9 protein-coding genes are annotated in these 11,964 nt (G+C 71.9%); 4 read left to right on the forward strand and 5 right to left on the reverse strand.

Translation table 11 applies throughout. The features are described from left to right. Positions 1-14 precede the first annotated feature (14 nt). Positions 15-1,259 carry a phosphotransferase gene (locus AYL44_RS03380; RefSeq protein ID WP_231872715.1) on the reverse strand — a complete coding sequence of 415 codons (1,245 nt, stop codon included), beginning with the start codon at positions 1,257-1,259 and terminating at the stop codon, positions 15-17. A 64-nt stretch (positions 1,260-1,323) separates the two neighbouring features. Here AYL44_RS03380 and nudC point away from each other — a divergent pair, with 64 nt between their 5' ends. Then, entirely contained in the window at positions 1,324-2,226 is a 903-nt protein-coding gene (gene nudC, locus AYL44_RS03385) for an NAD(+) diphosphatase (protein WP_064001829.1), read from the forward strand. Next, a complete protein-coding gene (locus tag AYL44_RS03390) occupies positions 2,223-3,935 on the forward strand; it encodes an ATP-dependent helicase (RefSeq protein WP_064001830.1) in 1,713 nt (570 codons plus the stop codon). The genes nudC and AYL44_RS03390 overlap by 4 nt, the downstream gene beginning before the upstream one ends. 788 nt (positions 3,936-4,723) lie before the next feature. On the opposite strand, the gene AYL44_RS03400 is transcribed toward AYL44_RS03390, so the two are convergent. After that, complete coding sequence (locus AYL44_RS03400; RefSeq protein ID WP_064001832.1) at positions 4,724-6,142, reverse strand: zinc-dependent metalloprotease; 1,419 nt, start codon at positions 6,140-6,142, stop codon at positions 4,724-4,726. A gap of 126 nt (positions 6,143-6,268) precedes the next feature. Between AYL44_RS03400 and AYL44_RS03405 the strand changes: the two genes are divergently transcribed. Continuing rightward, positions 6,269-7,405, forward strand: coding sequence for a PDZ domain-containing protein (locus AYL44_RS03405; protein WP_064001833.1), 1,137 nt, complete (start codon positions 6,269-6,271; stop codon positions 7,403-7,405). Between the two features lie 84 nt (positions 7,406-7,489). After that, a complete protein-coding gene (locus AYL44_RS03410; protein ID WP_064001834.1) occupies positions 7,490-10,408 on the forward strand; it encodes a UPF0182 family protein in 2,919 nt (972 codons plus the stop codon). Positions 10,409-10,433: 25 nt separating this feature from the next. Here AYL44_RS03410 and AYL44_RS03415 read toward each other — a convergent pair whose 3' ends face one another. The 3 genes from AYL44_RS03415 to AYL44_RS03425 are packed head-to-tail and all read right to left on the reverse strand — an operon-like array spanning position 10,434 to position 11,961. Next, positions 10,434-11,309, reverse strand: coding sequence for a prenyltransferase (locus AYL44_RS03415; RefSeq protein WP_064001835.1), 876 nt, complete (start codon positions 11,307-11,309; stop codon positions 10,434-10,436). Beyond that, complete coding sequence (locus tag AYL44_RS03420; RefSeq protein ID WP_064001836.1) at positions 11,306-11,629, reverse strand: lycopene cyclase domain-containing protein; 324 nt, start codon at positions 11,627-11,629, stop codon at positions 11,306-11,308. The genes AYL44_RS03415 and AYL44_RS03420 overlap by 4 nt, the downstream gene beginning before the upstream one ends. Next, positions 11,626-11,961 carry a lycopene cyclase domain-containing protein gene (locus tag AYL44_RS03425; protein WP_064001837.1) on the reverse strand — a complete coding sequence of 112 codons (336 nt, stop codon included), beginning with the start codon at positions 11,959-11,961 and terminating at the stop codon, positions 11,626-11,628. The genes AYL44_RS03420 and AYL44_RS03425 overlap by 4 nt, the downstream gene beginning before the upstream one ends. Positions 11,962-11,964 lie beyond the last annotated feature (3 nt).

Raw genomic sequence — 11,964 nt, forward strand, 5'->3', positions numbered from 1 at the left:
GGTCCGGGGAGGGGTCAGGCCGTGCCCGTCCACCGGCGCAGCGCGTTCTTCGCGGCGTCGTCGGGATCGCTCTCCTCGGCGGCGGGTGCGTCGTCGGTCCCCGGCCAGTCGCTGAACTCGATCGGCTCGGTCTCCTGGTCGACGGCGTCAGACGCGGCCGGCGCGGCCGTGGCTTCGGCGTCCTCGTCGAGGAGGCCGTCGATGAGACCGGGGTCGTAGGCGTCGGTGTGCATCGAGGTGTCGACGGCCTCGGCCGCGCCGGCGGGGACGCGCCCGAGCGCGGCGATGGCGTCGTCGACGCTGATCGTCCCGCTGCCGATCGGCGGTTCGTCGCGGACGCTCTCATCCAGCGACTCGAGCAGCGCCACGGCATCCGCGGTCACCGTCTCGGAGGCGGAATCGTGTCCGTGGACGAGCCACTTCGCGAACTCGAGCTCGGCGTGCAGGCGGGCCCGCTCGGCGAGCATGGTGTCGGGGGAGCGGCCAGCGGCGGCGCTGTAGGCGACGACGACGTCGGATGCCGCGTCGGGGGCGCTCGCGATCCAGCGCAGGTCCTCGGCCGGGTCTCCGATGCTCAGGCCGCCCCACGTCAGCAGCCCCGAGACCGTCGGGACCCCGTCGACGTCGGTCAGCGTGAAGGCGGACGGGTCGACGCCGCCCAGGGTCACGGTGGGCTCGACGTGCCAGAGCGCGTCGAGGGCGACGGCGCGGCTCCAGCGGCGGAGCAGGCCGAACGGCAGACGGCCCGTCGCCTCGGCGCGGTCGAGCAGACGCTCGGTGTCGGTGCGGACCTGCGCCGCGGTCCGGGCGGGGAGCCCCGCGCCCTGCACGATCGAGGACGGCAGATCGTGGATGCCGGCGATCGCCGCCGCGAGGGCGGTCGCCACCCCGCGACCCGGCGGGACGTGTGAGGCGTCGACCCGGTAGCCCGGCAGGTAGGTCTGCACGCGGGCCGTGCGGGTGCCGAGGCGCGCCTGTCCGACGTGCTCGGGAGCCAGGAAAGGCAGCATGGCGCGGACCCCCGCCGTGAGGGCGGCCAGCGCCGTCGTCTCCCGGACGGCCTCGGCTTCGGCCTCGTCGCTCTCGGGGACACGCACCACGAGGCGCGAGCCGTCGTCGAGGTGGATGACGGCGCTGTCGAAACGCCCGCCCGCTCCCTCGGTGAGGGCCGCGGCGCCCGTGATGGCCGTGCGCACACCCGTCGCCTGCGAGAGAGCCGCCGTGGCAGCCGCGGCTAGAGTGAGAGGAGAGCGTGCCATGCCCCCCAGGGTAGGCGGGGCACGCCCCCGCGCACCGGCGCCACGCCCGCAAGAGAGGTCCTCGATGACGACGAAGGACGTCCCGCCGCCCCTGGCGCGCGCGGTCATCGACCGCGCGGCGCAGGAGCGACTCGACGACGGTCTGCTCGACCGCATCCGTACCGATGCCGACACCCGCGTGCTGCTGCTGCACGGCGACCGCGCCCCCGTCGGGGGCCCGTCGACGCTGCACTGGGTCGCCCCCGACGCCGTCCCGGACGGAGCCGTGTGGGCCTTCCTCGGCCGCGACGACGCGCACCGGCCCGTCGTCGTCGCAGCGCTCCCGGCATCCGCGGACGAGCCCGTGATCCCGGGCGTCGAGTGGGCGGGGCTCCGCGCGGTGGGCGGCGACCTCCTCGCCGACGAGGCCGGACGCTTCGTGCAGGGACTGAGCATCGGGCGGTGGTTGATCGACGCGCCGTTCTGCCCCGCGTGCGGCGGAGAGACGCGCGTCGAGCAGGCCGGCTGGTCCCGACGCTGCTTGCAGTGCGGCCGGCAGCACTTCCCGCGGACGGATCCCGCCGTGATCGTGGCCGTCGCGAGCGCCGACGGCGAGCGTCTGCTGCTCGGCCGGAACGCGGCCTGGGGCGACATCCCCACCTATTCGACGTTCGCCGGGTTCGTCGAGGCCGGCGAATCGCTGGAGACGACCGTCGAGCGTGAGGTCGCGGAGGAGGCCGGCGTCCGTCTCGATCGGATCGTGTACCGCGGGTCGCAGGCGTGGCCCTACCCGCGCTCGCTCATGCTCGGCTTCACCGCCCACGCCGTCGCGGATGCGGAGGCCCGCGCCGACGGCGAGGAGATCCTCGACGTCCGCTGGTTCACCCGCGACGAGATCCGCGACGCCCTCGCCGGCCGAGGGGAGATCCGCCTGCCCGGCCGTGCGTCCATCGCGCGCAGCCTCATCCTGCGGTGGGTGGGGGAGTGAGCGTCGACCCCCTCGCGGACCTGGACGAGCGGCAACGCGAAGCGGCGTCGACGCTGCGCGGGCACGTCTGCGTGCTCGCCGGCGCGGGGACCGGCAAGACGCGGGTCATCACCCACCGGATCGCCCACGGCGTCGACACCGGCGCGTACTCGCCGCAGCGCGTCATGGCCGTGACCTTCACGACGAAGGCCGCCGGTGAACTTCGCGGCCGGCTGCGCGCCCTCGGCGTCGAGGGTGTGGCCGCGCGCACCTTCCACGCCGCCGCGCTCGCGCAGCTCAACTTCTTCTGGCCGCAGGTGGCGCGCGACACCGCTCCCGCGATCGTCGACAGCAAGGTGCGACTGCTCTCGCACGCCGCCGACGGGATCGGTCTGCGGCTGGATGCCTCCACCCTCCGCGACGTCGCGTCGCAGATCGAATGGCGCAAGGTCACGATGCGCTCGATCGAGCAGTACGCGGTCGATCGCCCCGGCGGCATCCCGGGTCTGGCCCTAGACCCCCTCATCGCCCTGCAGCGCGCCTACGAGAAGCTGAAGGACGAGCGGCGTCAGCTCGACTTCGAGGACGTGCTGCTCGCGTGCGCGGGCATGATCGAGTCGGAGCCGCGGGTCGCCGCCGCCGTCCACGAGCAGTACCGGCACTTCACGGTCGACGAGTTCCAGGACGTGTCGCCGGTGCAGAACCGGCTGCTGGAGCTGTGGCTCGGCGATCGCCGCGACCTCTGCGTCGTCGGCGACGCGAGCCAGACGATCTACTCCTTCGCCGGCGCCGATCCCCGCTACCTCCTGGACTTCGCCACGCGGGACGACGACGTGACGGTCGTGCGCCTGGAGCGCAACTACCGATCGGATGCCGCGGTCCTCGCGGTCGCCAACGAGCTGATGCGCGGGCGCCCCGGGGCACTGCAGCTCTCGACCCCCGCACCCGCGGGGCCCGCCCCCGAGGTCACCGCATACGACGACGACGCCGCGGAGGCGGAGGGTATCGCCGCGCGGATCGCCGCGCAGCTCGCCTCCGGAGTCGACCCGCACGACGTGGCCGTCCTGTACCGGCTGAACGCGCAATCGGCGCCGCTGCTGGCCGCGCTCTCCGCCCGCGGCATCCCCGCCACCGTCCTCGGCGGCAAGCGGTTCTGGGACCTGCCCGAGGTGCGCCAGGCCCTCCTCGCCCTGCGCGGCGCCTCTGTGGCGCCGCTGTCGGGATCGTTCCTCGCGACCGTCCGCGACGTCCTTCGGTCGCTGGGGCTGACCGACGAGGCGCCGCCGGCGGGCGGGGCGTTGCGCGACGCCTGGGAGGCGCGGGCCGCGGTGCTCCGCCTCGCCGAGGAGGCGCCCGAGGGCACGACGCTCCGCGCGTTCACCGACGAGCTGACGGCGCGCGCCAAGGCGCAGCACGAGCCGACGATGCGGACGGTGACTCTCGCGACGCTGCACGCCGCGAAGGGCCTCGAGTGGCCGCACGTGCACCTCATGGGCCTCAGCGAGGGGTTGCTCCCGATCTCGTACGCGACGAGCTTCGAGCAGATCGACGAGGAGCGTCGCCTGACCTACGTGGGTGTCACGCGGGCCGCGCGTACGCTGTCGCTCTCGTGGGCTCGACGGTCGGGGAACCGGGAGCGTCAGCGCTCCAGATTCCTTCAGGAGATCGGCAGAGGCACGCTGCGTGAGGGCGGTGCGCGCGGGTCTCGCGCTGTCCGTCCGCCGCGGTGAGGACGACCGACCGTCCCGCGTCGCCGGTGCGCAGCAACCGGGCGGCCAGCGCCGCCGCCTCGACCAGCAGGAGCGGCTCGGTCGCGACGGACGGGCGCGCGAGCAGCTGAGCCGCGACGAGCGGCCATTCCGGGTCGCGGTCGCGCCGATCGGCGTGCAGGCAGGCGATGCACGCGGTGCGGCCCGGCACGACGAGCGGGCCGACGACGACACGGTCGCCGGCGAGTTCGATCGGCAGATGCGGGGTGTCCTCCGCCGCGAGGCGCGCCGCGCGGTGCGGATCGATCAGCTGGGCGGCGACGACCACGACCGGGCCCGGCCCGGGCGGCAGCGCCCACCGCTCGCACGCGGCGATCTCGAGACCCGCGGCCGCGAGGCCCGCCACGAGGGTCGTCTCGTCGTCGTGGCCGAGGTCGGCGGGCAGCTCGATGCGGACCGGCGGGACCGGCGCGGCGTCGGCGACCAGGGCGTCTCGGATGCGGCTGAGGAAGGCGTTCGCCTCACCCGGGCCCGCGCCCAGTTCCCGCGCGAGCGGTACGAGGCGACCGTCCGGGATGCCGTCGACCAGCGCGTCGAGCAGACGTTCCTGCCAGGGCTGCAGGCCCGTGAGCGGGCGCTCGTCGTCGATGCCGAGTTGCACGCTGGTGGGTGTGCGCCACAGCGGCGGGTGGGAGGGGGCGAGACGCAGCATGCCGCGATTCTGGCCGTGATGCCGCCGCCGGCGGGTGTGCCCTCCACAGGCCCGTCGTGCCATGGGCGCGGGCCGGGGCCTGTGGAGGAGGCGCGGGTCAGACGGGGCGCGGCCCAGTGGGACCGTCGTCCCCGCCCGCGGCGTCGCCCGTGAACGGGTCGTCCTGTCCGCCGGCCTCTTCGTCGAGCAGCGCTTCGAGCGCGTCGTCGAACGCGTCGCGCTCGGGCTCCTCGCCCCGCTGACGCGCCTGCAGTCGCGCGATGAGTCCCGCCGGTTCGTCGATGTCCTCGGCCGTGGGCATGAGGTCGGGGTAGTCCCAGAGACCGTCGCGAGCAGCGGAACCCACGGCATCCGTCACGGCGCGCCACATGGCCGCGGCCTCCCGGAGTCGTCGCGGACGGAGCTCGAGGCCGACGAGCGACGCCATCGCCTGCTCGGCAGGACCTCCGACGGCCCGGCGACGGCGAACCGCCTCGGCGATGCGGTCGGCGGAGGGCACGCGGGTCGTCGCGTCCGCCGTGACGACGTCGACCCAGCCTTCGATGGTCGCGAGCAGGTTCTCGAGCCGGGTCAGGGCCGCGACCTGCGCCTCGGAGCGCTGCGGCAGCAGGGCGCCGCTCTCGATCGCGGCCTTCAGCTCGTCGGGGGAGGACGGGTCGAACCGCGAGGCGAGGTCCTCGAGCGCGTCGGTGTCGACGTGGACGCCGCGCGCGAAGTCGGTCACCTGCGAGATGACGTGCAGCCGCAGCCACTTCGCGTGACGGAACAGGCGTGCGTGGGCGAGTTCCCGGGTGGCGAGGACGAGGGCGAGCTGGTCCTCCTCGATCTCGAGGTCGCGTCCGAAGTCGGCGAAGTTCTGCGGCAGGATCGCGGCCTCGCCGGTGGGCATGAGCGGGATGCCGACATCGCCGCCGCTGACCACCTCGAGCGAGAGCTTGCCGATCACCGCGCCCAGCTGGCCGGCGAACAGCGCCCCGCCGACGCGGCGCATCAGGCGCCCGGCGCCCTCGATGGCCGGACGCATCTCCTCCGGGGTCTGCGACTCGAGCGCCGCCATGAGGGCGTCGCTGATCGAGGTCGCCACCGGCTCGGCGAGTTCCTGCCACACGGGGAGCGTCGCCTCGACCCACTGCCCACGGGTGATCGGGCGGGGCGTCTGGGCGAGCTCGCCGATCGTCGTCGCCTCGCTGAGCCAGAGCGAGGCCAGCGCGAAGGCCTGGTCGAACTCGGTGCGCGCCCCCGTCGTGATCCCGAGTCCGTCGCGGTTGGCGATGTGGAGCGCCTGCGTCTTCGCCGCCGACCAGTCCACGCCGTCGTCGCCGTCGCCTCCTGCCATCGCCGCCTGCAACTGGCGCATGATGTTCTGCATCATCGCCGGGTCGATCCCCATCCCCGACAGCTGCCGCAGCTGGTCGGGGTCGATCCCGCCCTGACCGCCCAGCATCCGGCGGAGCATCTCGGCGAGGTCGTCGTCGCCGGGGAGATCGTCGCCGGTCCGGTCCGCGTCATCGGTCATGTCAGGCGCCTTTCAGCAGGGGGGAGACGTCTCGTTCTACGCTAATGGCAGGTTTTCTCCGCCCGGTCCGAGCGGGAGACATCCCGTGTACGCCGGCCGCGAACGAGCGCCGGAGGAAGGACGCGCGTGTCGCTTTTCGAGGACGCCACCGCCACCCCGTCGCGCTCCACCGACCCGCGGCGGTCCGGCGGGTCGCGTCGCTTCTCCGTGGGCGTCTGGGCGCTCGTGATCGCGTTGGTGGCGCTCCTGGTGCTGAGCTTCCTCCCGACCGGGTTCGTCATCCAGCGCCAGGGACCCGTCGTCAACACCCTCGGTTCCGCCGAGAACACCGACGGAGAAGAGGTCCCGCTCATCTCCGTCCGCGGCGCGGAGACCTATCCCACGGCCGGTGCCCTCGACCTCACCACCGTGCAGATCGCCGGCAACCGCGAACGCACCCCTTCGTGGTTCGAGCTGGCGATGGCGTGGTTCGACCCGTCCCAGGCGGTCCTGCCGATCGACCAGGTGTTCCCCGCCGGGACGACCACCGAGCAGCGCAACGAGGAGAACGCCGCCCTGATGGTCGACTCGCAGAAGGAGGCGGCGGCGGCGGCGCTCACGCAGCTCGGCTACGAGGTCCGCTCGCACGTCGGCGTCGGCGCCCTCACGGAGGACTCGCCCTCGAGCGGGATCCTCGAGGTCGGCGACGAGATCGTGAGCGCCGACGGGACCCCGATCGGCGACACGGCGCAGCTCCGCTCCGTGATCAACGACGGCGGCGGCGACCCGGTCGAGCTCGTCATCCGACGAGGTGACGCCGAGCGCACGGTCACCGTCACCCCGGTGCGCAGCGAGACGGCGGACGGCCCGGTCTGGATCATCGGGATCACGACGGCCCGCGACTTCGACTTCCCGATCGACGTGACGATCCAGCTCGACCGCATCGGCGGTCCGAGCGCCGGTCAGATGTTCGCCCTCGGCATCATCGACACCCTGACCCCCGGCGAGCTCAACGGCGGCGAACAGGTCGCCGGCACCGGCACGATCGACTCGGCCGGCACGATCGGTCCGATCGGCGGCATCCGTCAGAAGCTCTACGGAGCGTTGGATGCCGGTGCGGACTACTTCCTCGCCCCGCAGCGCAACTGCGACGAGGTCGTCGGGCACATCCCGGGTGACCTGCGCGTCATCCCGGTCGCGACCCTGGACGACTCGCTCGCCGCCCTCGACGCCATCCGCACGGGGGAGGGCGTCGACGACCTGCCCGTGTGCACGGTCGGCTGAGCGCGGCATCCCGCCCCTGCGATTCCGCCCAGAGCGCACCGCGCCCCGGCCGCGCGCCCGATGACCCCCGCCTAGGATGAAAGGGTGACCTCGACACCTGCCGGGCCTGCCACGTCCACCCCTCCGAACCCCGTTCGTCGCACGATCGCCATCACCGTCGGCGTGCTCGTCGCCCTGGTGATCGCGTTCTTCGCGTTCGCGGGCCTGTACACCGACTGGCAGTGGTACCGGCAACTCGGTTTCGACGGCGTCCTGGTGACGCAGTGGACCGCCCGCGTGGTCATGTTCCTCGTCGGCTTCGCCGCGATGGCGCTGCCCGTGTTCGCGGCCATCCAGCTCGCCTACCGGCTCCGTCCGGTCTACGCGCGACTCAGTTCGCAGCTCGACCACTACCAGGAGGTCGTCGAACCGCTACGACGCCTGGCGATGTGGGGCATCCCGGTCTTCTTCGGCTTCTTCGCCGGGTTCGCGGCCTCCGCGCAGTGGGAGACGGTCTGGCTCTGGGCGAACGGCGTCTCCACCGGCCAGAAGGACCCGCAGTTCGGTCTGGACACCGGGTTCTACCTGTTCCAGATGCCGTTCTACAGCGTCGTCCTCGGGTTCGCCTCGGCCGTCCTGCTCATCTGCCTGCTCGTCACCGTCGTCGTCTCCTACCTCTACGGATCGGTGCGCGTCGGCCAGCGCGAGCTGCGCATCTCGAAGGCCGCCCGCATCCAGCTGGCCATCGTCGCGGCGCTCTACCTCGCCGTGCAGGCCGTGAGCCTGTGGCTCGACCAGTACAAGACCCTCACGACGCAGGGCGAGCGCTTCACCGGCGCGAGCTACGTCGACGTCAACGCGGTCATCCCGGGACTTGCGATCCTCTCCGTCGCCGCCGCCATCGTCGCGGCGCTGTTCATCGTCACCGCGATCATCGGCCGCTGGCGCTTCCCGCTCATCGGCACCGCGCTCCTGATCGTCTCCTCGCTCGTGGTGGGCGTCGCCTACCCGTGGGCGGTGAGCCAGTTCCAGGTGGCGCCGAACCTAGAGACCTACGAAGCGCCCTACGTGGAGCGGAACCTCGAGGCGACGAAGTTCGCCTACGGCATCAATGGGCTCGAGAAGACCCCGTACGAGGCGGTCACGACCGCCGAACAGGGGCAGCTCCGCGCGGACGCCGACACCACGGCGTCGATCCGTATCATGGACCCCGCCATCATCGGTCCGACGGTGCGTCAGCTCGAGCAGTACCGCTCGTACTACCAGTTCCAGAACCCGCTCGACGTCGACCGGTACGAGATCGACGGCAAGACGCAGGATGCCGTCGTCTCGGTGCGCGAGCTCAACCTCGACCAGCTGGGCACCGCGCAGTCCTGGTACAACAACACCCTCGTCTACACGCACGGCTACGGTGTCGTCGCGGCCAAGGGCAACGAGCGCACGGACGACGGCAACCCGGTCTTCCTCGAGCGCGGCATCCCGACCGCGGGCGACCTCACGCAGAATGAGGAGTACGAACCGCGCATCTACTTCGGCGAGTCGTCGCCGCCGTACTCGATCGTCGGAGCTCCCGAGGGCAGCGACCCCGTCGAGCTGGACTACCCCCGCGGTGAGGACGGCGCCGACCAGACCCGTACGACGTTCGCGGGCGACGGCGGCCCGAACATCGGCAACCCCTTCAACCGGTTGCTGTACGCGCTGAAGTTCCAGTCGACCGACATCCTCTTCTCCGACGGCATCAACGAGAAGTCGCAGATCCTCTACGACCGCAACCCGCGCGATCGCGTGCAGAAGGTGGCGCCGTACCTCGAGCTCGACAGCGACCCCTACCCGAGCGTCGTCGACGGTCGTGTCGTGTGGATCATCGACGGCTACACCCTCAGCAACAACTACCCGTACTCCTCGATCGTGAGCCTGCGGGATGCGATCTCGGACACGACCAACACGCAGCCGCGCGTCGCGCTCGACGACGTCAACTACATCCGCAACTCGGTGAAGGCGACCGTCGACGCCTACGACGGTTCGGTGACGCTGTACGCGTGGGACGACCAGGACCCGCTGCTGAAGGCGTGGCAGAAGATCTACCCGTCGACGCTGAAGCCGGTGAGCGAGATGTCCGGCGACCTCATGAGCCACGTGCGCTACCCGACGGACCTGTTCAAGGTGCAGCGCGCCATGCTCGGGACCTACCACGTCGACGACGCGCAGTCCTTCATCCGTCGCGACAACGCCTGGCGCACGCCGCAGGACCCGGTGACGCCGGCGAACCTGCAGCCGCCGTACTACCTGACGATGCAGATGCCGGGGCAGGACAAGCCCTCGTTCTCGATGTTCACCTCGTTCATCCCCGCCTCGGTCGGTGAGGACGAGCGCAACGTGCTGCTCGGTTACCTCGCGGTGGACTCGAACGCGGGATCCGAGGCCGGCAAGAAGGGCGAGGACTACGGCACGCTCCGCATGCTCGAGATCGGGGCGGACGTGTCCGTTCCCGGTCCCGGACAGGTGCAGAACGAGTTCCGCTCGAACGCGAGCGTCGCCCGCGAGGTCAACCTGCTGCAGCAGGGCCAGTCGGACGTCCTGAACGGCAACCTGCTGACCCTGCCCGTCGGCGGCGGCCTGCTGTACGTGCAGCCGGTCTTCGTGCAGGCCTCCAGCGGAACGCAGTTGCCGCAGCTGCGGAAGATCCTGGTCTCCTTCGGCAAGCAGGTCGCCTTCGAGGACACCCTCCAGCAGGCACTCGACAAGCTCTTCGGCGGCGACTCCGGCGCGACCGCGGGCGACGACGGGACGACCCCGACGCCGTCGGCGACACCCGGCGCGACCCCGTCGCCGGAGCCGACGGACGGCACCTCCACGCCGCCGGCCGGTGTCGGCGACGAGACCGCTCGCCTGCTGCAGGAGGCGCGCGAGGTCATGCTCGCCCGCGACGATGCGATGCAGAAGGGCGACTGGGCCGCCTACGGCGAGCAGGACGAGCGGCTGACGAACATCATCGACCGACTGATCCAGCTCGACGGGGAGTGACCCCGACCGATCGGGTGGTGGCGGCTCAGCGCACGAGCAGCCACCACCAGATCAGCAGCAGCGTGACGAGGAACCCGGCGATCTGGTTCAGCCACAGGAAGCGGTCCCAGCCGCGGGTGGCGGCTGCGGCATCCGCGTCACGGATCGACCGGTACGGCCAGACCGTGACGAGATACGGGATGGCGACGATCGCGGCCAGCGGTCCCGGCCATTCCGTGGCGAGCATGAGCGCTCCGGCGGCCGCGTAGGCGACGAGCGAGAACCGCACGGTCCACGCGGCGCCGCGCGCCGTCGCGATCGAGGAGATCGTCGCCTCGCGGTCAGCGACGACGTCCTGCACGGCGCCGAACGCGTGCGACGCCACGCCCCAGAGGGCGAACGCGACGATCACGAGGACGAGCTGCGGCGTCCACATCGCGCCGGTGAGGACGAGCGCGTACACCGCGGGCGAGAAGAAGTGGATGCTGCTGGTGATCGAGTCGGCGAACGGCCGCTCCTTCAGCCGGAGCGGCGGCGCGCTGTAGAAGACGACCGCGAGCAGGCTCAGGCCGAGGACGAGCCAGGATGCCGGGGGCCCAGCGATCACGAGGGCGATGACGAACGGGGCGCAGAGCAGCACGGACGCCCAGAGGACGGCGGGGTGCAGCCGCTTGTCGAGGATGGCTCCGTGCGCGCCGCCCTTGCGGGGGTTGCGGAGGTCGGACTCGTAGTCGAACACGTCGTTGACGCCGTACATCGCGACGTTGTACGGGATCAGGAAGAAGATCGTCCCGATCACCAGCACGAGGTCGATTTCGCGTGCGCTGAGGAGGTACGCCGCGGCGAACGGGTACGCCGTGTTGATCCAGCTCACCGGTCGTGAGGAGACGAACAGCTGACGGACGAACAGCGCCGGGCTCATGCGGCATCCCGCTGCGAACGAAGGCGGGGCGCGGGAAGGAGGGCACCGATCGCGGGCAGCAGGAACGCCGCGCAGATCGGGTACGCGAAGTCCTCGATCGGTGCGAGCCCGATGCGGATGCCGCTGATGTGCTGCTCGGGGTAGGTGAACAGGTCGGCCGCGATCATCAGGTTGTCGAATACCGCGGTGAAGGCGATGAGGACGAGCGCCGTCCACAGGGAGGCCGTGAGGCGCGCCTTGGCACCCGGGCGCCGCGCCGAGACGAGGGTCACGACGACGGTGACGAGCGCGAACGGGACGACGAGGAGCGGATACGTCACGCCGCCTCCCGCCCGGCACGTCGCCGCGCGGCGACACGCAGGGCGATCGCGTGCACGACGAGCGTCAGGTGGCACAGGAAGGCGAGGAAGACCGGTTCCTCGAGCGGGAGGTGCGGGGCGAGGTCCACGCCGAGCAGCAGCGGGCTGTCGCCGCGGACGAAGACGCCGCTCGCGATGCCGGCGATGTCCCAGACGAGCAGGAAGACCGTGCCGCACGCGATGAGCAGCAGCGTCCTCCCGGGGGCGGCACCGAGGGCGAGGCGATGCCGGAGGTCGACGGCGAGCACCCCGAGCGCCGAGACGATCAGGGCGACGAGGTACAGTCCCGCCACCGT

Source organism: Microbacterium oleivorans (assembly GCF_001644225.1).
Classification (GTDB): domain Bacteria; phylum Actinomycetota; class Actinomycetes; order Actinomycetales; family Microbacteriaceae; genus Microbacterium; species Microbacterium gawkjiense.